At 45.9% G+C, this 21,388-nt stretch carries 18 protein-coding genes; 14 read left to right on the top strand and 4 right to left on the bottom strand.

The features are described 5' to 3' along the window. Positions 1-232: 232 nt before the first annotated feature. Entirely contained in the window at positions 233-1,561 is a 1,329-nt protein-coding gene (locus tag Q7V32_RS02260; protein ID WP_304895367.1) for an HD-GYP domain-containing protein, read from the top strand. A gap of 45 nt (positions 1,562-1,606) precedes the next feature. On the opposite strand, the gene Q7V32_RS02255 is transcribed toward Q7V32_RS02260, so the two are convergent. Together Q7V32_RS02255 and hypE are read right to left on the bottom strand one after the other, a co-directional pair. Beyond that, positions 1,607-3,769 carry a zeta toxin family protein gene (locus Q7V32_RS02255; RefSeq protein ID WP_304895366.1) on the bottom strand — a complete coding sequence of 721 codons (2,163 nt, stop codon included), beginning with the start codon at positions 3,767-3,769 and terminating at the stop codon, positions 1,607-1,609. 212 nt (positions 3,770-3,981) lie between these two features. Further along, a complete protein-coding gene (gene hypE, locus Q7V32_RS02250) occupies positions 3,982-5,007 on the bottom strand; it encodes a hydrogenase expression/formation protein HypE (RefSeq protein WP_304895365.1) in 1,026 nt (341 codons plus the stop codon). Positions 5,008-5,185: 178 nt separating this feature from the next. Between hypE and Q7V32_RS02245 the strand changes: the two genes are divergently transcribed. From Q7V32_RS02245 to Q7V32_RS02200, 10 genes are all read left to right on the top strand, one after another. Next, the gene (locus tag Q7V32_RS02245; protein WP_304895364.1) at positions 5,186-5,422 is read left to right on the top strand and encodes a HypC/HybG/HupF family hydrogenase formation chaperone; all 237 of its coding nucleotides are present in this window, start codon (positions 5,186-5,188) and stop codon (positions 5,420-5,422) included. Next, positions 5,415-5,765 carry a hydrogenase maturation nickel metallochaperone HypA gene (hypA, locus tag Q7V32_RS02240; protein WP_304895363.1) on the top strand — a complete coding sequence of 117 codons (351 nt, stop codon included), beginning with the start codon at positions 5,415-5,417 and terminating at the stop codon, positions 5,763-5,765. The genes Q7V32_RS02245 and hypA overlap by 8 nt, the downstream gene beginning before the upstream one ends. Positions 5,766-5,853: 88 nt before the next feature. Further along, on the top strand, positions 5,854-6,690 hold the full coding sequence (hypB, locus tag Q7V32_RS02235) for a hydrogenase nickel incorporation protein HypB (protein ID WP_304895362.1): 837 nt from the start codon (positions 5,854-5,856) through the stop codon (positions 6,688-6,690). A gap of 10 nt (positions 6,691-6,700) precedes the next feature. Next, positions 6,701-7,819, top strand: a complete 1,119-nt coding sequence (gene hypD / locus Q7V32_RS02230; protein WP_304895361.1) for a hydrogenase formation protein HypD — start codon at positions 6,701-6,703, stop codon at positions 7,817-7,819. A 238-nt stretch (positions 7,820-8,057) separates the two neighbouring features. Then, positions 8,058-8,297, top strand: coding sequence for an RNA chaperone Hfq (hfq, locus tag Q7V32_RS02225; RefSeq protein ID WP_159655735.1), 240 nt, complete (start codon positions 8,058-8,060; stop codon positions 8,295-8,297). Between the two features lie 29 nt (positions 8,298-8,326). Next, positions 8,327-9,589: a ribosome rescue GTPase HflX gene (hflX, locus tag Q7V32_RS02220; RefSeq protein ID WP_304895360.1), complete on the top strand. Its 1,263-nt coding sequence runs from the start codon at positions 8,327-8,329 to the stop codon at positions 9,587-9,589. Positions 9,590-9,966: 377 nt separating this feature from the next. Continuing rightward, a complete protein-coding gene (gene hflK / locus Q7V32_RS02215; protein WP_304895359.1) occupies positions 9,967-11,154 on the top strand; it encodes an FtsH protease activity modulator HflK in 1,188 nt (395 codons plus the stop codon). Next, positions 11,151-12,008 carry a protease modulator HflC gene (gene hflC / locus Q7V32_RS02210; RefSeq protein WP_304895358.1) on the top strand — a complete coding sequence of 286 codons (858 nt, stop codon included), beginning with the start codon at positions 11,151-11,153 and terminating at the stop codon, positions 12,006-12,008. Before hflK ends, hflC begins: the two co-directional genes overlap by 4 nt. A 100-nt stretch (positions 12,009-12,108) precedes the next feature. Next, on the top strand, positions 12,109-13,296 hold the full coding sequence (locus tag Q7V32_RS02205) for an ATP phosphoribosyltransferase regulatory subunit (RefSeq protein ID WP_304895357.1): 1,188 nt from the start codon (positions 12,109-12,111) through the stop codon (positions 13,294-13,296). A gap of 13 nt (positions 13,297-13,309) precedes the next feature. Beyond that, a complete protein-coding gene (locus Q7V32_RS02200; RefSeq protein ID WP_370690744.1) occupies positions 13,310-14,605 on the top strand; it encodes an adenylosuccinate synthase in 1,296 nt (431 codons plus the stop codon). 298 nt (positions 14,606-14,903) lie between these two features. Here the strand turns inward: Q7V32_RS02200 and Q7V32_RS02195 are convergent, their stop codons facing one another. Both Q7V32_RS02195 and Q7V32_RS02190 read right to left on the bottom strand, forming a co-directional pair. Next, complete coding sequence (locus tag Q7V32_RS02195; RefSeq protein WP_304895355.1) at positions 14,904-15,755, bottom strand: PHP domain-containing protein; 852 nt, start codon at positions 15,753-15,755, stop codon at positions 14,904-14,906. Positions 15,756-15,757: 2 nt separating this feature from the next. After that, entirely contained in the window at positions 15,758-17,560 is a 1,803-nt protein-coding gene (locus tag Q7V32_RS02190; protein WP_304895354.1) for an ABC transporter ATP-binding protein, read from the bottom strand. Between the two features lie 83 nt (positions 17,561-17,643). Here Q7V32_RS02190 and Q7V32_RS02185 point away from each other — a divergent pair, with 83 nt between their 5' ends. The 3 genes from Q7V32_RS02185 to fabB all read left to right on the top strand — a co-directional run bounded on the left by Q7V32_RS02185 (position 17,644) and on the right by fabB (position 21,370). After that, entirely contained in the window at positions 17,644-19,542 is a 1,899-nt protein-coding gene (locus tag Q7V32_RS02185) for a lytic transglycosylase domain-containing protein (RefSeq protein WP_304895353.1), read from the top strand. Between the two features lie 79 nt (positions 19,543-19,621). After that, on the top strand, positions 19,622-20,137 hold the full coding sequence (fabA, locus tag Q7V32_RS02180; RefSeq protein ID WP_370691403.1) for a 3-hydroxyacyl-[acyl-carrier-protein] dehydratase FabA: 516 nt from the start codon (positions 19,622-19,624) through the stop codon (positions 20,135-20,137). A 12-nt stretch (positions 20,138-20,149) separates the two neighbouring features. Then, positions 20,150-21,370, top strand: coding sequence for a beta-ketoacyl-ACP synthase I (gene fabB / locus Q7V32_RS02175; RefSeq protein ID WP_304895352.1), 1,221 nt, complete (start codon positions 20,150-20,152; stop codon positions 21,368-21,370). The last annotated feature ends 18 nt before the right edge of the window (positions 21,371-21,388 follow it).

Raw genomic sequence — 21,388 nt, 5'->3', positions numbered from 1 at the left:
CCCTCCCATTTTATTGGGTGTAGGTGGTTGATTGAAAAGGCTTCTGCAACAGGGATGTTGCAGAGAGCTACAGGGACGTATTGATGCGTCCTTTGAAATCAAGCACCTACACCCTTAATTCAAAGCGGGCGAGTAGTTACCAAAGCCGAATATAAAAAACCGCCCCAGTTCTAGCAATGGTTCTACAAATATTAAATATCCTCTTGTGTTTTTAAATTAAAAAGAAATATAAATGAATTTAAGAAAACTCTGGCCGTTCCGGAAAAAAAATAAAGGTAAGTCAATTGATAAGGATGGACTGCTTTCTTCTGCAGAACGCGTCTTGACGCCGGTTTCTCAATTAACGATCGGTATGTATGTTATTGAGTTGGATCGACCGTGGATTGAAACCAAATTTATATTTCAAGGTTTTGAAATAAGAACAGACGCTGAAATCAAACAGCTCAAAGAAACCTGTGAGTTTGTTTATATCGATCTAACCAAAAATAAAAAAAGAAGGCCAGTTAAAATTGAATCAGGCACAGATAAAGCCCCGGAAAGTTACGACTTCGACGCGAAGCCGCCACCCAAAAAAGGCAATTTTGAAAAAGAGATAAAACGTGCTGATCTTGTTTACAGACAAACGGGTCAGTTGGTTTCGGAGTTTATGGAACGTATTGCCCATGGAGGAGGGGTTGATTCAAAAATCGCGAAAGAGGCGGTTTCTCACTGTGTGAATAGTATTTTGCATTCTCCCGATGCCATTCTTTGGCTAAGCCAATTAAAAAATCGCGATGCCTATACCGCACAACACAGTTTAAATGTGTGCATGTTATCAATCGTTCTGGGCCGGCATCTTAACTTGTCAGAGGCTAATCTGAATAATGTCGGGCTTTGCGGCATGATGCATGATATGGGTAAGATGCGGGTGCCGCTGGAAATTCTCAATAAGCCTGGAAAGCTTGATCCCGATGAGATGGAAATCATGCAGTCGCACCCTTTGTTGGGTTATGAATTGCTCAGATCCAGTCCCGGTATGTATTATGGCGCCGTAGAGTCGGCTTATTCGCATCATGAACGACTGGATGGCTCCGGGTATCCGAGGCGAATAAACAGGACGTCACTTTCTTTATTTACAAAAATTGTCACTATCGTGGATATGTATGATGCGATAACCAGTGACCGGGTTTATCAAAAAGGGAGAACGCATCTTGAAGCGACTCATATCATGTCCAATCTTGTCGATGTCCAGCTGGAAAGGGATTTGGTCATTAAGTTTATCGAGTGTATCGGGGTTTATCCCCCGGGTGCCGTGGTGATGATGACCAACCGGGCTGTTGCAATTGTTGTGGAAGTCAATGAGGTGCTGAAACTGAGGCCCAAAGTCATGCTGCTTCTTGATGAAGACCACTATCCGGTCCCTGAGCAAGTGATTGATTTATCGCTGATGCCAACTGATGATTATGGCAATGTCTATACCATCAAAGGCATTATTAACGCGGAACAATACAATATTGATATCGCCAAATATTATCAGCGTGGTTTTTTACAAAAAGGTTTTGCTGCTGACCGCAGATCCTGAAAACGACAAAGCATTCCGGCATTCGCCGGGATGCTATCTGACCTATTACCCCTGAGAAGCATCCTGAAGCCTGACTAGCCAGGGCGTGTCGGAATCGGGATCGACATGAAACGACAGTGATGCGGATTTGTGGACCAATCCTGCTTCATACGAGGCATTGGGATTCAATTGACGTTTCTCGATAAAATCCACTAAACGGCGGGTATTATAAATTGCCAGGACTTTATTGCCGTTTGTGATCAAATAAGCGGCGTTATTTTCGCCGCGTTCGGGATTGCGATTAATCAATTCTTTCAGTAAATTTTTATCACCACCGGTAAAATTTCTAAAAACCGAATCTTCGCGGTTTTTGCTCAATCCGGTTAGATATTTTGCCAGTGACCCCGATTGCTGGTGTTCTTTGATCATATCGATTTCATGATCGGTCAATTCGAAGCTTTCGGCCACCAGATACTGATTAGTTCTATCGCCATCATTGGCAAACAAAACGATTTTATCCAGATTTATATCGTCAAACGCATTTAGAAATGATTCCGGTGCGTGGATATGTTTGTAAATGGTAATAACCCAGGGTAGGGCGCGACCGGTTTTGCCGAAACGCTTTTTGACACTGCCCACCACCGACAATCTGGAGAGTTCGTGTTCGCGGCCTTCGGGTTTTACCAGAAAGGCATCGACGGCGATGATCTGTGTTGTAAATCCCGCCTGTTTAAAGTTGGCGATGATGCTCGAATACCGAGGGCTATAGGGGATTCCAGTGCCGTCATACATCAGATTGATTCGTTGCTGCTTGGCTCGCAAGGCGACAGAATCGCGCAGGCGATTAGCAAACGGTTCTACATAGACGTAATCATCACTGTGGTGATTCGCGGCGGTCAGCACTTTGTACAAATCACTTTTTTTACGAAAATCATCTAAAGAAGCGATGACATAATTGCCGCCACAACTGCCGTGCGCAATTTCCTGAACGGCGGTTTTTCCAGCACCCGCGCCACCCATGGCCATAAAGAGTTTGGGGTTTGGGTCTGGCGTTTTACCGGCAAAAATTTCAGTCTCTGCTGCATCCAGAATGCGGATGACTTTAGCCAGTCTTTCATAGGCGATTTCGACACTGCGGACCAAACGCTGATCGCCATTGGCTGCTTTGATCAGTTCCTGTTTCAGTTCTTCGTTATTAGCCAAAACAAAAACCGGTTTTTTTTCACCTACACATTCTCTGATCAATTCCTGTAATTCGATATGGCTGGGTGAGCGAAGGCCGGTCAGCATGTTGATGTCCAGGCAAAACAAAGGTGCTGATCCGTTTTCACCCAGTGTGATGCCGTCAATTTCGGTTTTACCCGGCTGACGCAAATCTTCGGTCCCCGGCAGATAGCCGATGATGTTTTCCGGTGTGCAGTAAGGGTAATCCGCTATATGTTTGCCAGCTATAAATAATTCTTCACGAATCAACTCAATGGGCATTAATGCGCCATTGACGGTAACCAGGCATTTCACGCCATCAGATGTGGTGTGCGACAAAAAAGGAATGCCGGAAATGAATTTTTTGTTTTCCGGCCATTTACCGTAGCCGTTGGGCGTGTTGTTCAGGACTTTGTTACGTAATGGATCCAAAGCATGCAGGAAAGCAGCGGTCAGCAATGAGTGAGCTGAATCGGGGCCATGCAGCGCCTGGGAATCGTTTTGATCAATACGCCGAAAATCGATGCCGTGAGGATAAACGCTTTTAAACGCAGGCAATTTACCTAACAAAGTAATAAACAGATCCAGCGTGATCCTGTTTCCATAGCCAAACGGCCTGACTTCGCGCATTTTGGCATAAAAATCAGCGAGTCTTTCCGCAATAGTCTCGGTATAAATGACAAAGCCATTGTTGTCGAAAATCGCAGTATCTTTGTTGTTGTCCTCATCAAGGACCAGCCTCGCTATGGTTTTCCGGAATTTTTGACGTTTATCGGCATCAACAATCGTTCCGGGGCGATGGCTCACTGTGGTTTGTTCGCGCCAATCCTGAAACATTTCCCGGTGAATCCTCGAAAACAGTCCGGTGAGATAAGTAACACGCTTGGTAACATCATGAGAAATTGTGCCTTCAGCTTCCAGTTGCAAGCTGGTGAGTACTTGACAGCCTCGCCCAATCGCCAGAGCAGTACGCAGTTTTTTTAGCCGATCATGTGAGGAAATAAGGGGGGCGCGATTTTTATTCATGGTTCATAGACAGGCCAGGATAAATCGGATTTAGTGGGTGCTTTAGGGTTAAATGAAACGGATATCAGCATACTCCCGTTTCAATGTATGGAAAAGCCCTTATATTTTTGTCGCTTTTCCCCGTTTGATGATCAAAAGAGGCCGTCTAAGCTTTGCGGGGATGTCGGCCGCAGGGATGCTGCCGTCAAGATCCCATGAATGCGACTACGGCGTTAGCAAATCCGGGGTAAGGGGTCGTCTTCCAATTGTTCAAGCAGCCGTTCACCGCCGAGGGTCGTTTCCAAAATGACGTGCTTACGCCCCTCTTCAATTTGACCAATGATTGCCGCGTCGGCATAACCCCCCGCATGAAGCGCAGACAACGACTGATTGGCATAGTCAGGGTCGACAACAGCGACAACGCGTCCTTCGTTAGCCATGTAGAGAGGATCGTAGCCCAATATCTCTGAAACCGCTTTGACTTGATCATGGATGGGGATTGACGGCTCTAACAGGCGAACAGTTTTGTTACAGGCATGAGCTATTTCGTGCATGACGGTCGCAATACCACCTCTGGTAGGGTCGCGCATAAAAGCCAGACCGGGTGATGCCATCAGGATGCGGGTGATAGGCAGCACACTGGCGGCATCCGATTGCAATGTGCCGCTGAGGCCGAATTGTTCGCGGGCCAGCATGACCGCTGTGCCGTGGTCTCCCGCAGTGCCGCTCATTATAATGAGGTCGCCGGTTTTGATCTGTTTTAAGCCCAGGTTGCTGGCCGTTTTTCTCAGGCCCACGCCGGTGGTTGAAAAATAAATCCCGCCTCCCTGGCCGCGTTTTAAGACTTTGGTGTCACCGGCAACGACAGCTATCTTACATTCCCGGCAGGCGTTCGCCATGCTGTGCAATATCCGGTCAAGCACGCTGATTTCAAGGCCTTCTTCAATGAATGCGGTTAATGTCATATAAAGCGGTTCGGCTCCCGATACAGCAAGATCATTAACCGTTCCGTAAACAGCGAGACTGCCTATCGTTCCGCCTGGAAATTCCAAAGGTTCTACGGTATAGCCATCGGTTGTAATGTGTAACTCAGCAATATTGGCGGGTATTTTGATGGCGGCAGCATCGCATTGAATATCGAGCTTATCGTTGGCCAGGTGCTGAGCGAATAATTTTTCTATCAATTCGCGCATGCGCCGACCACCGTTGCCATGAGCAAGACTGATATGAGTATCGGGAAATTGGATGAGTGAGTTCATGTTAAACTTAGGGTTAGTCGTTATTTATTTTGAATGAACAGCTGATCGATTTGAAAAGTAATCGATATAGATTGAAAATAAGATCGCTTTAAGTCACCATCAGAGGCAGGAAGAGGGCAATGTTGTTTTAGGTTTTGTCGAAAGTTTTAATGAGTATATAACAGAATGGAGTGGTGAGATGTGCTTGGCTTTTCCAATGCAGATTGTTGAAATTAACGGTTTTGAAGCCCGTTGTTCATTTAAAGGCATACAACGCACGGTGAGTTTGTTTTTGTTACAGGATGAAATAATCCAGGTGGGTGATTACGTTCTGATTCATGTGGGTTATGCGCTGCAGAAAGTTGATGAAGAGGAGGCCTTTTCCACCTGGGAATTGCTGGATCAACTAGCCCTTAATGAATCAGACTATGCATGAATTGTCGTTGTGTGATGATTTGATCAGGCAGGTTCAGTCGCTGGCTGATCAGCATCATGCGCAAAATATCGGACAAGTTACCGTCAGTTTAGGTGCTTTATCAGGTGTGGAGCCGGTTCTGTTAGTTCAGGCATTTGAAATTCTCAAAGTTGGAACTGCCGCGTCGAATGCCCGTCTGATGATTAACGACGTGCCAGTCAGAATTAAATGCGATGATTGTGGAATTGAAGCCGATGCCGATCCCAATAAATTGATATGTCCGTCATGCAAAAGTTTGGATACGCAGTTGCTCAGTGGCAGCGAGTTCATCTTGAGTCAGGTTGAGCTGTTTGTGGCATCCTGAATGGAAGCCGTTGATCGGTCGGTTCTGTCATTTGAAAGAGTAAGAATTTAAGCTTGTATCAATCCATCCAAGTTAAAGGTTAAAACAGATGTGTACTAACTGCGGTTGTCAAATTACATCAGGAAACGAGTCTCATATTCCAGTGGAAAAGTCGGCTGACGGTGCGGCAGCTTCGGTTTTAACCCGGCTTATGGCCGGTAATGATCAGCAGGCAGAGCATAATCGCATGCATTTTGATCAACTGGGTGTTTTGGTCATAAATTTAATGTCTTCGCCGGGTTCGGGCAAAACCGCATTACTTGAAGCCACGATTGTGCATGGCCGGGAAAGGTTTCGAATGGCTGTGATTGAAGGGGATCTGGAAACTGAAAATGATTCTCTGCGTATCCGAGCGCACGGCGTTCAAGCGTACCAAATTACAACCGGTTCGGCCTGTCATCTGGATGCCCATTTGGTCCATGAGGCGCTGCATAAAATAGACTTTTCAGATATCGATGTGCTGTTCATTGAAAATGTCGGCAATCTTGTTTGTCCTGCCAGTTTTGATTTGGGTCATCATCTTAATGTTATTTTGTTGTCCGTTGCGGAAGGGGATGACAAACCGGCCAAATATCCGGTGATGTTTCGCGCCGCTGATGTGATGCTCCTTACCAAAACAGATTTGTCGCCCTATCTGGATGAGTTTTCCAATGAAAGAGCCGAGCAAAATTTGCGCAATCTGGCCAGTCAAGTGCCGGTTTTTCAATTATCCGCGCGCAATGGGGAGGGTATCGATGTCTGGTTGAACTGGCTGGATGAGCAGATTCAACTTCGTAAGCATCGCTTACAAAATCGGCCTTCTTTTCGACCTGTGCGGCAGCCTGATGCCGGATTGCATGCAACCCGCATCTTATTGCGTCCCGCCCGTGGTGTAATGAAGTCATAGAGAGCAGAAAATGGCCTTAAGCGCTCAGCAATGGCTGGCAAAATTACGCGATTTGCCGGTTACCGGAACGACAAAAATCATGAATGTCTGTGGAGGCCATGAGCGAACGATTGCCTTGTCCGGGCTTCGCAGCGTATTGCCGGAATGGATAGAGCTGATACCGGGGCCGGGATGCCCCGTTTGTGTCTGTCCCGAGGAAGATATTTATCAGGCAATACAACTTTCGTTAGAGAAAAATATCATTTTAGCGGCATTTGGCGACATGCTCAGGGTGCCTGTTAATGCGGGCAAAAAAGAGATACGCACCTTAGCACAGGCAAAAGCTACCGGTGCGGATATACGGGCGATTGCCAGTCCGGTCGAGGCGTTGACGATTGCAAAAGAGAATCCGGGGCAAACCGTAGTGTTTTTTGCGGCGGGGTTTGAAACGACGTTCGCGCCTGTGGCGGCGATGCTGGCAGAAGGGGCGCCCGGTAATTTGCTGATCTTAAGCAGCGGCCGTCTGACATGGCCTGCAGTGGCTTTGCTGCTGGATTCTGAACAACCAGGTTTCGATGCGCTGATCGCGCCAGGGCATGTGGCAACGGTAATGGGGCCGGAACAATGGCAGTTTGTCGTTTCTCGCCATCAGCTTCCTGTTGCAATTGCCGGTTTTACTCCGGACAGTTTACTGGCTGCCATTTATTCAGTGTTGCGGCAAGGCATGGATAGTCATTTGTTCGTTGATAATTGTTATGAACAGGTGGTCAAGCCCGGAGGTAATCGCCGTGCTCAACAGTTGATTTCTCATGTATTTGAGGTAGCCGATGCGCCTTGGCGGGGTATCGGTACGATTCCTCAGTCAGGCTATACCTTACAAGCGCACTTTGCCCGCCATGATGTTCAGCTGCATTTTGGATCTTTCCGGGATGAGGCGCGCCGTCATATTGGCAAAATGCCGCCCGGTTGTGATTGTGCTCGCGTCGTTATGGGAAAGATCAAGCCGGTTGACTGTAAATTGTATGGCCGTTTGTGCGTGCCGAATCAGCCGGTAGGGCCTTGTATGGTCTCGGATGAAGGCGCCTGCAGGATCTGGTGGAGTGCTGGTATAAAACCTGATATTGATGTAAAAAGCACTGAACTGACTTGAAAGTCGAGCTTGTTGCGGATACAGACAATAAGACAAATCTTGGTATCATAGATGCGATTACCAGGAACGAATGGTCATAACTCAAGACAGGTTTTCATTTGCACTGTCTTGGTAATTTAAAATAAGGAAAATTCAAGTTAAAAAACCTGTTAAATTAGGTTAGACTTAACGCCAAGTGTTGGTACAGTGCATAATTGATCCTATACTGAACTCAATAGTAATAATAAGGAGAAATTGGATGTCGAAAGGGCAAAATTTACAGGATAATTTTTTAAATACTCTCAGAAAAGAACACACTCCCGTTTCCATTTTTTTAGTTAATGGTATTAAACTGCAAGGGCGTGTTGATTCATTTGATCAGTATGTGATTATGCTTAAGAATACTGTCAGTCAGATGGTCTATAAGCATGCTATATCAACGATTGTACCGGGCAAACCTGTCAAACTTAGCCGCGAAAACGAAATCATTGAAGATTAAACTATTACCAAACTTCTCGGAGCGCTTAATTGTTTGAGCGTCCTCAATCGGGTGAGCGAGCCGTACTCGTTCACCTAACACTACAAGCCAATCAAGAAGACTTATCGGAACTGCGGGAACTAGCTAAATCAGCTGGTGCTGAGCCTGTATGCGTTGTGGTAGGCAGCCGGCGAAGTCCCGATTCGAAATATTTTGTCGGCACCGGCAAGCTTGAAGAAATCAGGCAGGCTGTTGAAGAACATTCTGCTGAATTGGTGTTGTTCAATCACTCGCTGACGCCTAGCCAGGAGCGCAATGTTGAAAAAGCGCTCAATGTCAGGGTGGTAGACAGAAATGGGCTTATCCTGGATATTTTTGCTCAGCGGGCGCAGACTTTTGAGGGGAAATTGCAAGTTGAGCTGGCGCAATTGCGGCATTTGTCGACGCGATTGGTTCGTGGCTGGACTCATCTTGAAAGACAAAAAGGCGGAATTGGTCTGAGAGGGCCGGGTGAGACCCAGTTGGAAACCGATAGAAGGTTGTTGGGTGTACGGATCAAACAAATTCAGGCTCGCCTTGAGAAAGTTAAAAAGCAGCGTCACCAAGGACGCCTAAAACGAAAAAAAGCCGAGATTGCTTCTGTTTCGCTAGTGGGTTATACCAATGCCGGTAAATCTACCTTGTTTAATGCCTTAACAGGTGCGAATGCTTATGCGGCCGATCAGTTGTTTGCGACGCTGGATCCCACTTTACGCAATTGTTTGCTCCCGAATAATACCGAAATTGTTTTGGCGGACACCGTAGGATTTATCCGGCATTTGCCTCATGAACTGGTTGCTGCCTTCCGGTCTACGCTACAAGAAGCCAGTGAAGCCGATCTATTGTTACATGTCATTGATGCCAATGCAGAAGACAGGGATGATACGATTTTTCAAGTCAATCAGGTGTTAAGCGATATTGAAGCTCATCAGATAAGACAGTTGCAGATATTTAATAAAATAGATCTTCTTCCTGATGTAAGTCCTCATGTTGATAGGGACGATATGGGTAACGCGGTCAGAATCTGGCTGTCTGCAGAGACAGGAGAGGGCTTGAATTTATTGCAAGAGGTTTTGGCCGAATCCTTTACACCCTCTAAAATCAGAAGGCATTGCCGGTTAAGGCCTGATCAGGCGGGTATTCGTGCCAAGTTGTTTGATTTTGCCAAAATCATTAATGAGCAATGTCAGGATGATGGCGGTTGGGATATCTGGATGGAAATTGATCAAAAAAAACTGGGTCTATTAAAAGATGTTGTTATGGAAGATTTCTAATACCTTTTTAGTAAAGACCCGGAGAAGTAATCATTTACTTGAATACTGAGAAACTGGATTATTAATTAATAACCTAGTTTGAATGTAAGTTTTTTTCTAAGATAATTGGCAATGACTTTAATTGTTGAGCTATCGTGATAAGATAATAAAGTTGTTAAGAGTTTCATATTGCTGTTCAAGTCAGTAACTTGAAACCAATGATAGGGATAATCTTAATTTAAGAAAATATGACGAGTTGAGAAATTCTTTAACTTTCAAAAATTTTAGTTTGTTGTCTAAGCATTAATTTTTGTAAGTTATACGGATTGGTCTATCAAACCCCTCGCGTTAATGAGTAAAAATCATTTTAATTACTAAAATCCCAATGGAGCATAAGTATGTCCTGGAATGAACCTGGCGGCGGCGATAAAAAAGACCCTTGGAGTGGGCGCGGAAATGAAAAAGGGCCTCCTGATCTGGATGAGGCAATTCGTTCATTACAAGAAAAATTAGGCGGTATTTTTGGCGGTGGCGGTGGCGGAAACAAGGAGCCCGGATCTTCAATGAAGAGCATGGGCTATCTGGCGGCCGGCGCAGCTGTTCTTTGGGGTCTAAGCGGCTTCTATATTGTTGATGAAGGTAATCACGGTGTCGTCACTCGTTTTGGTAAATTCACTGACACGACACAAGCCGGTTTAAACTGGCATATACCTGCGCCGATTGAACAAGTACAAATTGTCAATGTCAAGCAACAACGCTTTATTGAGGTGGGTTATAGAAGCGGCGGTGCTCAACAGACTTTGGGTTCTGTGCCCAGAGAAGCATTGATGCTGACCAAAGATGAAAACATTGTCGATGTCAGATTGGCTGTTCAGTATCAGGTTAAGGATGCCAAACAGTTTCTTTTTAATGTTGCCAACCCTTCTGAAACACTGAAACAAGTTACCGAATCAGCTGAAAGAGGTGTTATTGGTTCCAGCAATATGGACTTCGTTTTGACTGAAGGCCGAAGCGAAATTGTTGCTCAAATCGGAAAAGAAATACAGGAAGTCATGGATGCCTATCAGTCAGGAATTCAGATTACCAGTGTCAACTTGCAAGACGCTCAGCCTCCTGAACCGGTACAAGGCGCATTTGAAGATGCGATCAAGGCCCGAGAAGATCAGCAGCGTTTGATCAACGAAGCTCAAGCTTATTCAAACGATGTCGTGCCAAAAGCACGTGGTGCTGCAGCCAGAAAATCTCAGGAAGCTGAAGGTTACAAAGAACAAGTGATTGCTCAGGCAGAAGGTGAAGCGACCCGTTTTACCAACCTGCTGGTGGAATACAAAAAAGCACCTGATATTACTCGCAGAAGACTTTATATCGAGACCATTGAGAGCGTTCTGAGCAAAACCAATACGGTAATGATCGATGTCAAAGGGGGTAATAATTTACTTTATCTGCCTATTGATAAACTGGCAAAACAATCGGTGCCTAACGTTGAGACTATCAATTTGCCTCAGCCTAGCTTAAGTCAGCCGCAACCAGTCGAGAATATTCAGCGAGGCGCAGTGCGTGGCCGTGACGTAAGAGGTCGTCAATGATGCAAAATAAAATTTTAATAGGAATAGCAGCGGTTTTATTTTTAGGCATAATGTGTATCTTTACTGTCTCGGAAACCGAAAAAGCAATCAAGTTTCAATTGGGTGAAATAGTTAAAGACGATTACGAGCCGGGTCTTTACTTTAAATTGCCTATTGTCAACAACGTCAAAAAGTTTGATAGTCGGATTCAGACGATGGACAGCAAGCCGGAGCGTTTTTTAACGGCTGAAAAGAAAAACGTGATCGTTGACTCTTTCGTCAAATGGCGCATCGGAGACGTAAAAACGTTTTACACGGTTGTTGCCGGTGATATAAATCAGGCGAATCTTCGCCTTGATCAAATCATCAAAGATGCCTTCAGAAGCGAATTTAGTAAACGTGAGATCAAGCAGCTCGTTTCGACTGACCGGAAAATCATCCGCGATATTTTGATATCAAAATCAAGGGAAGTAGCGGCAAATTTGGGCTTGGAAATCATTGATGTTCAGGTTAAACGGATTGATTTGCCTAGCGAGGTCAGCAGTTCGGTTTATCTGAGAATGGAAGCGGAGCGTGAGCGTGTTGCCCGTGAGTTCCGCTCTCAAGGTTCGGAAGCGGCTGAGCGTATTCGTGCTGATGCAGACAGGCAACGGGTCGTTACTTTGGCTAATGCCTACAAAGAAGCTGAAAAGTTACGCGGTGAAGGTGATGCGCGTTCAGCAGAAATTTACGCCAAGGCATACACAGAAGATCCTGAGTTTTATTCGTTTTACAGAAGTTTGAATGCTTACCGTCAAACATTTAATAAACCGGATCAAATGCTGGTGATAGACCCTGAGTCCGATTTTTTCAGGTATTTCAAATCACAAAAGTAAATCGCTGACATCGACGCTATAAACGCTGAGATTGTTTCAATAAAAATAAACGCTCCGTTTTTTGACGGGGCGTTTTGTTTGAGTGGACCCATAAAAAACCATGCAACAAAAAAAATCCTGGCTTTTACCTGAAGGTATAGAGGAAGTATTACCTGAAGATGCCAAGCGTCTGGAGAATCTTAGAAGCGATATTCTCAGCGTATTCAAACGTTGGGGCTATCAATTGGTTATTACCCCGTTCATAGATTTCCTGGATTCACTTTTGACCGGTTCCGGCCATGATCTTGATCTGCAGACCTTCAAGCTGACCGATCAGTTAAGCGGTGAAATGCTGGGTATACGCGCCGACATGACGCCTCAAGTAGCTAGAATTGATGCGCATAACCTCAAACATGCCTGGCCAACCCGCCTTTGCTATACCGGCACTGTTCTCCATACCGTGGGGGATGCGCTAGAAAAATCCAGAAGTCCGATGCAAATCGGAGCAGAACTATATGGCCATAACGGGCTGGAAAGTGATCTGGAAATTATTCAGCTGATGCTGGAAATGCTCGCCATTTCAGGAATTCAGCACGTCCATATTGATCTTGGGCATGTCGGAATATACCGGGCTTTATGTCGGCAAGCCGAGCTTTCCAAAATGCAGGAAACTTCATTGTTTGACATATTGCAGCGTAAAGCCAAGTCAGAATTGCAAGTATTCGTTCAGGAGCTTGTTATCGATGAGCAATTGAAACAATTTTTGCTGGTTTTACCGGAATTGAACGGTGGCAGGGAAACTTTGATAAGGGCCAGGGATGTCTTGTCCAAAGCCGATGAAACGGTAAACAAATCATTGCAGGAGCTCACCTTGCTAGCCGATCGTTTGGCGGTTGAGTTTCCCTCGTTGCCTATCAGTTTCGATTTGGCGGAATTGCGTGGTTATCATTATCATACCGGTATTGTTTTTGCGGCTTTTGTTTCGTCGGTTGGCCGTGAAATTGCCCGGGGGGGGCGTTATGACAACATTGGGGCTGTTTTTGGCAGGGCCAGACCTGCGACCGGATTTAGTGCGGATTTAAAAGTACTGTCAGAATTAAATCCGTCCGAAAATAAAGAACTAGCGGAATTGATTTTTGCACCCGCAGTTAATGATTCGACTTTATCTGAAGCGGTCAGAAATTTGCGTGCAGCGGGTAGATGTGTGGTTCAGGAATTGCCGGGCCAATCCGGCGATTATCTTGCTATGGGTTGCACGGCGGTGCTTGAAAAAAATAATAAAGACTGGATTGTTAAAGCGTTGGCTTAAATTTGGAATGAAAATGGGAAAAAATGTAGTTGTAATTGGCACTCAATGGGGTGATGAAGGCAAAGGTAAGCTGGTTGATTTACTGACCGAGCAGGCAGATGCGGTGGTGCGTTTTCAGGGCGGACATAATGCCGGACATACACTGGTAATTCAGGGTAAAAAGACAGTCCTGCATTTGATACCTTCGGGTATTTTACGTGAGACCGTTCAATGTTTGATAGGCAACGGTGTCGTATTAAGTCAGCAGGCTTTGCTGGAAGAAATCGAGATACTTGAGAAAGCCGGTATCAAGGTACGGGACCGTCTATTGATCAGTGAAGCCTGTGCTTTGATTTTACCTATTCATGTTGCCATTGATCAGGCAAGAGAAAAAGCGAGAGGCAGCAAAGCCATTGGTACAACTGGAAGAGGCATTGGCCCTGCGTATGAAGATAAAGCTGCCAGACGAGGGCTGCGTGCAGGTGATTTGCGCGATGTGAAAAGCTTTTCTGAAAAGCTGCACGAACTTGCTGATCTGCATAACTTTATGCTGAAAAACTATTATCATGCTGAGCCGGTTGACGTTCAATTCATGCTGGACGAGGCCTTGCAGTATGGCGAGCAGGTCAAGCCGATGTTAGCCGACGTGGGCGAAATTTTGTCGGTGTATCAGGCGCAAGGCAAGCATCTTTTATTTGAAGGGGCTCAGGGTGCACTGCTCGACATCGATCATGGAACCTATCCTTATGTGACATCATCCAACACAACGGCGGGAGGTGCTGCCACCGGAACCGGTGTGGGTCCTTTAAGTCTGGATTATGTGCTGGGTATTACTAAAGCCTATTCAACACGTGTCGGAAATGGCCCGTTTCCGACTGAATTGCTAAATGATATCGGCGAATACATCGGTCAAAAAGGTCATGAATTTGGCGCGACAACTGGCAGAAAAAGGCGAACAGGCTGGTTCGATGCGGTTTCCATGCGCAAATCTGCCGCCATGAACAGTTTAAGTGGAATATGCTTGACCAAGCTGGATGTCCTGGATGGTCTTGAAAAAATCGGGATTTGCACGGCTTACCGGTTAAACGGACAAGTGACTGTAATTGCGCCTTTAGGGGCTGATCAATATGAAGTCTGCGAAGCTGTGATCGAGGAGTTGCCGGGTTGGAGCGAACCTACTGCGGGTGTTACGAAATATGACGATCTGCCTGAGAACGCAAAAGCTTATATCAAAAAAATAGAAGAATTAGTGGGTGTAAAAGTGGCCATTATTTCGACCGGACCTGACAGGGATGAAACCATCGTTCTGGAAAGCCCTTTTAGCCAATAACGGCCAAAAATTCAGGCTAAAACGCAGTTTGAGGATGCCTCTGACTGCGTTACCCTTTACATAAAACGGTCATGCATGGTTAAATCGAAACGCGTGAATAACGCATTCGTTTACACTTCTTCGGAGGCTTTATGAAACCTGATATCGATGACGATAAATTTGTTGTCTACTTTGCAGTTGGGTTTATTTTGGCGGGTATTGCAATTATGTCGCTTGTATCTTGATTAACGCTTGAAGCTATCAATTAAACAACCGGGTTAGATCGGTTTCTTGTTTGAACCGCTAATCCGGTTTTTCATTATGAAGTCAAAGCGTTCGTTTCGAATAAATGCCAGACCGGTGTAACAAAGTCGGGCATAGGGTTTAAACGGCCCAATTCCACCCAGATATTCTTGGGATTATGAAAATCAGAGCCTGCCGAGCCTGCCAATTCAAATTGTTTGGCATACCGTGCTAAAGTATTGATTTCATCCGGGTTATTTCTTCCTGAAACCACCTCCAATGATAATCCGCCCATTTCCTTAAAATCCATCAGAAGACGCCTCATCCATGAGCCGGTTAATTTATAGCGCATAGGGTGTGCCAGCACGGCAATTCCACCTGATGCGGTAATCCAGTGAACGACTTTTTCCAAGCCAGGCCATTGTGTAGAAACATAACCGGCTTTGCCTTCGCCAAGATAATGATCAAAGGCTCCTTGCAAGGTGCTCACATAACCTTGTGAAAGCAGAAATTCTGCAAAATGAGTGCGGGTTATCATGCCTTCTCCCGCAGCTTGTTTCACTGCCTCGAATGCGCCTGGAATTCGCTTTTTTTCAAGCTTGATGGAAATCTTTTTAGCACGTTCATCACGAATCGTTTGTATTGCATGAGATCCTTCGGCTATCAGAGAATGGGAGGGGTCCAGGTTCAAGCCGACGATATGCAGGCAATGCGACTGCCATGTCGTTGAAAACTCGATGCCGGTAATGAGATTGATACCCTCCATTTCAGCAGCAATTTGAGCCTCTGCAACGCCGGCTACCGTATCATGATCAGTTAACGCCAGGTGAGTAACTCCGTATTGTTTGGCGCGGCTGACCAAGTCCTGGGGTGATAACGCGCCATCCGAGGCGGTTGAATGGCAGTGAAGATCGTATATCTCAGTCATGATTACTGGTACTCGCCATAAAGTTTTGCATAAAGGCCTTTTTGTTGAATAAGGATGTCATGCCGTCCCTGTTCACATATGGTGCCTTCTTCAAACACATAAACATGATCGGCCTGCTTAACCGCGCTTAAGCGGTGGGCTATGATAATCGTCGTACGATTTTTTAAAAAATCATTCAACGCATGATGAACCTGATACTCAGTTGCCGAGTCCAGCGCCGACGTGGCTTCATCCAGAATAACGACTTTAGGATCTGCGGTAACCATTCTGGCAATTGCCATTCGTTGTCGTTGCCCGCCTGAAAGCCTCATTCCGTGGCGTCCAATAACAGTATCCAGGCCCAAAGGAAGATCACTAACTATCTCTTTCATCTGAGCTATATCTAAGGCTTGCCAGAGAACAGAATCATCTTCCTGTTTACCCATGGTCAGATTGGCCCGAATGGTATCGTTAAAAAGAATGGGGTGCTGCAAAACAGTGACAACATGTTCTCTGACTACTTCCAGGCCGATCCGTTCAATAGGAATGTTGTCATAGTAAATGGTACCGGCACTGGGACTGTAAAGACCTATCAATGTTTGCACCAATGTCGATTTGCCGCCGCCGCTTGCACCTACCAAGGCAACTTTTTCTCCGGCTTTGATGGTGAGGTTGATATTATTTAGAATAGGCTCGTCGGTGTAACTGAAATGAAGGTTTTCAACACGGATGGAAACACTTTTCTTGTTTTTAAAAGGATTGTTAAGGTGCGGGTATTGCGGTTCCTGTTGTAATTTTGTCAATCGGTTGATTCGCGCCAGCGCGGCTTTGGCGGCAAAATAGGCATACTGGATACCCAGCACTTCTTGAACAGGCGCCATCATAAACCACAAGTAGCCAAATACCGCCAGCATCTCGCCTATGCTCAGGTCAGAATAGAAAACCATCAGCATGGCCGTCGCTCTAAAGACATCAAACCCAAACAAGAAGACAAGAAAACTCAATCGGGATGCGGCATCGCTTTTCCAGGCAAACGCGCCGGATTGCTCTTTGACGGTTCTTGCGGCATCGACCAATAAATGACAATAATGCCGTTCCCGGTTGCTCGCTCTGATTTGGTGAATCGCTTCCAGCGTTTCTGTTAGCGCTTGCTGGAAAATTTCATACGCTGAGTTTTCCCTGTTTTTTAAATCCTTTACCCGGCTGCCAACGGTTCGGGTGAAGTAAATCACCAGAGGATTCAGCAATAAAATAAACAAGCCGAGTTGCCAGTGCATCCACAGCAAAATAACAGCCGTGCCCATTATGGTTAGAATGGCGACCAAAAGCCGGCTAATCGTTGAGCCGATAAAGTTGTCGATGGTATCAAGATCGGTAACCAGGTGCGTGACTACCGAACCTGAGCCCAGGCTTTCGTATTCCGCCATGGAAATCGTTTGCAAATGGTTGATCAATCGATGCCGGATACGATAAACGATATCCTTGGATATCAGCGTGAATTGCCTGGCCTGCACGATATTGAACGCAATCGATATAACGCGAAGCAATAAACTGGCAAACAAGACGACTGAAATATAGACAACCGGTGTCTGCCAGTCGGCGGGTACCCAGTAATCAATGGTGCGAACGGTAATGCCGGGTTTTTTGAGCAATACCTCATCAACCAGCAACGGCATCAGCAAGGGAACCGGAACGCTGGCAATCGTTGCCAGAATCGCTATGATATGGGCGATAATCAGTTCTTTTTTGTGTTGTAACGCAACACCAAAAAGATAGTCCCACGTGTAAGTAAACGCTTTGGGAAGGTGGGAGGCTTTTGATTGCACCGCGGCTTTAACCTGTCTTAAAAAGCCGATTATAGCGATGCGGCCCTTTTTTATAAACCCAATCTTAAAAGTAATAAGTCCTTATGACACGATTTGTTTTGGTATTCTGGTTTTTCATGATCCCTTTTGCCGCTGCTTCGGTACCGTTGGATGAGCAGCGCTCAGCTTTTTTGAGCGTGTCCAAAAATTTAAGCGCTCAGCCTCAAGCTCCCTGGCCCGATGAAGTGGAGGCGTTAAAAAACTATCCGTTATATCCGTTTTTACGCTATCAATGGCTCAAGCAAAATTTAACCCAGGATCAGGCGATTGAGCGGTTTTTGATGGATTATTCCGATACGCTTTATAGTGCGTTATTAAGAAGGGATTATCTATTTTACTTGGCCGGACAAACCCGATGGCCCGAGTATATAAAAATCTATAAACCCACATCAAACCGGGCCTTGGTCTGTCATTATCACTGGGCAAGACTGAATACTGGTTATAAAGAATCAGCATTGCAGGAAGCAAAAAAGCTGTGGGTCACCTCGGATACAACGCCGCAGGCCTGCGAGAGCTTATTTGAAGGATTGATTCACTCTGGCTATTTTTCAAAAGAGAGTCTGTGGGAGCGGTTCGAATTATCGATCAAAAAAAACAGAACCACTCTGGCGAGCCAGTTAATGGCTTTGATGGCTGAACCTGATCAGGCCATTGCCTCCATGTGGCTCAAGGTCCATAACGACCCGTCCAGTGTTGCCGGGGCAAATAACTGGAATGCCGGTATTTCCGGTATGGAAAAGATTTTTGCGCAGGGTATCGTGCGCCTGGCAGATAGCGATGTGGACAAGGCCATCGAGGTGTGGGATTCAACAAGCTCACGTTTTGCCTTGAATCCTGAGAGTAAAGATTATGTTGAAGGACGGCTGGGATTGGCTTTGGCTTTCAAAAAAAATCCTGCCTCTTTCTCCCGGCTCAGTCGTGTCATCACCCCCGATTCATCTATCAGGGAATGGAAAGTGCGTGCCGCATTAATTGAGCGCAATTGGCAGCATGTGCTGAATGCCCTGGACAGTCTTGATGCGCAACAAATTAAACTGCCGCGGTGGCAGTATTGGCGCGCTAGAACATTAAAGGCTTTGGGGCAAATCGATAGCAGTCGCGGGGTCTATCAAGCGTTGGCTCAAGATCGAAGTCTGTTTGGGTTTTTGGCTGCTGAAAAAATAGGTTTAAAACCGGAATTAAAAGACCGTCCGCTTTTAATCGATCCTGCCGTACTAACGGCTTTTCAAACAAAACCCGACTTACTTATCGTCAGCGAATTAAGAGCTGTAAATCAGCGCAGCGAGGCAGGTCAATACTGGCAATATCTATTGAGTAAGCTGGACAAACAGCAAATCCTGTTGGCCGCTAAAACAGCCCAGCAATGGGGATGGCATCACAATGCGGTCACGACGATCGCCAGAGCTGAATATTGGGATGATCTGAATCTTCGTTTTCCGCTGGACTTTATGGATGATGTTAATCAAGCCGCTGTAACTAACCAACTGGAGCCGTCACTCATTCTGGGTCTGATCCGCAGAGAAAGTATCTTTGATCCTGATGCCCTGTCGCCGGCAGGTGCCAGAGGACTCATGCAGCTTATGCCGGGGACAGGAAAACAAATGGCATCGGCACTCAACTCACCTTGGGGATCAGTCGACGACTTGTTGAGGCCTGAAATCAATATCAAGTTTGGTTCTCATTATTTCAGGCAGATGCTTGATCGATTTAACGGTCATTTTATGCTGGCTGTGGCTGCTTATAATGCCGGGCCTTCCAAGGTCGATTCCTGGCTGTCCACCAGCGGAGCGATGCCTGCAGATATCTGGATGGAAACGCTCTCTTATAAGGAAACCAGAGAATACATATCGGCGGTATTAGGCTATGCGATTATTTATCAATTGAAATTGAATCGTGACGAACTCAAAGCCAGTCAATTTATGCAGGATGTGTTAATGAAGTAAAAATTGAGCTGTTTTTTTTTAGTCAGTCATGGATAATAATAAGTTTTAAATGAAAATCATATCGGCAGGTACGGAAATAATGGAGAGACAGCATAGTTTTACGCGTGAAGAATTATTAAAGTCCGGAAGAGGTGAGTTGTACGGACCTAAAAATGCGCAATTACCATTACCCAACATGCTGATGATGGATCGTATTACGCTTATTACCGATGAAGGCGGTAAATACGGTAAAGGTCAAATCGTTGCTGAACTCGATATTAATCCCGATTTGTGGTTTTTTGCATGCCACTTTCAAGGCGATCCTGTTATGCCGGGGTGCTTGGGTTTAGATGCCATGTGGCAGTTGGTTGGCTTTTATCTGTGCTGGATGGGCGGTCCTGGTAAAGGCCGTGCGCTAGGAGTAGGGGAAGTCAAATTTACCGGCCAGGTGCTACCGACTGCAAAAAAAGTTGTTTATAAAATCGATCTAAAAAGGCTGATCATGCGCAAACTGGTCATGGGTATTGCTGATGCCACAATGGAAGTGGATGGCAAAATGATCTATGAAGCAACCGATTTACGCGTCGGTTTGTTTACTTCAACTGAAGATTTTTAGAGGCTGGCAAAAATGAAAAGAGTTGTAGTGACCGGTTTAGGTATTGTTTCCAGCATAGGGAACAATCGCAATGAAGTTGTCGATTCCCTTAGACAAGGTCAGTCAGGTATTACATTTGCTGAAGATTACGAGCAATTAGGCTTCAGAAGCCATGTTCGTGGTGCAATTAATATCAATCTGGATGATTTCATCGACCGTAAAGTCAAAAGATTCATGGGCGATGGCGCGGCGTTCAACTACGTGGCCATGCAGCAGGCGATAGATGATTCGGGCTTGGAAGAGTCCGTCGTGTCTAATTTCCGTACCGGTCTGGTTATGGGCTCCGGCGGTCCTTCGACATCCAACTTGGTTGAAGCAGCCGATATTTTGCGTGAAAAAGGCATTAAAAAAGTGGGTCCTTACATGGTGCCGAGAACCATGTCCAGCACCAATACTGCTTGTCTGGCTACTCCGTTTAAAATCAAAGGCGTCAATTATTCGATCAGCTCGGCCTGTGCGACCAGCGCACATTGTATAGGCCATGCGATGGAACTGATCCAGATGGGCAAGCAAGATGTCGTCTTTGCCGGTGGCGGCGAAGAAGTCCATTGGACCATGTCATTATTGTTCGATGCCATGGGCGCACTGTCTTCCAAGTATAACGATACCCCGGAGACGGCTTCACGTCCCTACGATGCAACCCGTGACGGTTTTGTTATTTCAGGCGGTGGCGGCGTGCTTGTAATCGAAGAGTTGGAACATGCAAAAGCGCGCGGTGCCAAAATTTACGCAGAGCTCGTGGGTTATGGCGCAACCTCTGACGGTTACGATATGGTTCAACCCTCAGGGGAGGGTGCGGTACGCTGCATGCAGCAGGCTATGGCAACGGTAAACGGCAAGATTGATTATATCAATGCGCATGGCACCAGCACTCCGGTTGGCGATACCCGAGAACTTGAAGCGTTAAGAGCCGTATTCGGCCGGGAAGAAGTGCCTTTTGTAAGTTCTACCAAGTCATTGACAGGTCATGCCCTGGGCGCCGCCGGTGTGAATGAAGCGATTTATTCCTTGTTGATGATGGAGCAAAACTTTATCAGCGCTTCTGCAAATATTACTCAACTTGACCCACTGGCGGAGGGTATTCCTATCGTCAGTGAATATAAAGACAATATAACGCTGAACACCATCATGTCGAACAGCTTTGGCTTTGGCGGCACTAATGCAACGCTTATTTTTCAGCGCTACACCAGTTAGACCAATCCATTGATCAAC

Source organism: Methylicorpusculum sp. (assembly GCF_030651835.1).
Classification (GTDB): domain Bacteria; phylum Pseudomonadota; class Gammaproteobacteria; order Methylococcales; family Methylomonadaceae; genus Methylicorpusculum.
This window is presented reverse-complemented; position numbering and strand designations above follow the sequence as displayed.

What these genes read in the sequence shown, in the direction of transcription:
- Q7V32_RS02260 (WP_304895367.1), top strand. Translation starts at nt 233, where the DNA reads ATGAATTTAAGAAAACTCTGGCCGTTCCGGAAAAAAAATAAAGGTAAG.
- Q7V32_RS02255 (WP_304895366.1), bottom strand. Translation starts at nt 3,769, where the DNA reads ATGAATAAAAATCGCGCCCCCCTTATTTCCTCACATGATCGGCTAAAA.
- hypE (WP_304895365.1), bottom strand. Translation starts at nt 5,007, where the DNA reads ATGAACTCACTCATCCAATTTCCCGATACTCATATCAGTCTTGCTCAT.
- Q7V32_RS02245 (WP_304895364.1), top strand. Translation starts at nt 5,186, where the DNA reads ATGTGCTTGGCTTTTCCAATGCAGATTGTTGAAATTAACGGTTTTGAA.
- hypA (WP_304895363.1), top strand. Translation starts at nt 5,415, where the DNA reads ATGCATGAATTGTCGTTGTGTGATGATTTGATCAGGCAGGTTCAGTCG.
- hypB (WP_304895362.1), top strand. Translation starts at nt 5,854, where the DNA reads ATGTGTACTAACTGCGGTTGTCAAATTACATCAGGAAACGAGTCTCAT.
- hypD (WP_304895361.1), top strand. Translation starts at nt 6,701, where the DNA reads ATGGCCTTAAGCGCTCAGCAATGGCTGGCAAAATTACGCGATTTGCCG.
- hfq (WP_159655735.1), top strand. Translation starts at nt 8,058, where the DNA reads ATGTCGAAAGGGCAAAATTTACAGGATAATTTTTTAAATACTCTCAGA.
- hflK (WP_304895359.1), top strand. Translation starts at nt 9,967, where the DNA reads ATGTCCTGGAATGAACCTGGCGGCGGCGATAAAAAAGACCCTTGGAGT.
- hflC (WP_304895358.1), top strand. Translation starts at nt 11,151, where the DNA reads ATGATGCAAAATAAAATTTTAATAGGAATAGCAGCGGTTTTATTTTTA.
- Q7V32_RS02205 (WP_304895357.1), top strand. Translation starts at nt 12,109, where the DNA reads ATGCAACAAAAAAAATCCTGGCTTTTACCTGAAGGTATAGAGGAAGTA.
- Q7V32_RS02200 (WP_370690744.1), top strand. Translation starts at nt 13,310, where the DNA reads ATGGGAAAAAATGTAGTTGTAATTGGCACTCAATGGGGTGATGAAGGC.
- Q7V32_RS02195 (WP_304895355.1), bottom strand. Translation starts at nt 15,755, where the DNA reads ATGACTGAGATATACGATCTTCACTGCCATTCAACCGCCTCGGATGGC.
- Q7V32_RS02185 (WP_304895353.1), top strand. Translation starts at nt 17,644, where the DNA reads ATGACACGATTTGTTTTGGTATTCTGGTTTTTCATGATCCCTTTTGCC.
- fabA (WP_370691403.1), top strand. Translation starts at nt 19,622, where the DNA reads ATGGAGAGACAGCATAGTTTTACGCGTGAAGAATTATTAAAGTCCGGA.
- fabB (WP_304895352.1), top strand. Translation starts at nt 20,150, where the DNA reads ATGAAAAGAGTTGTAGTGACCGGTTTAGGTATTGTTTCCAGCATAGGG.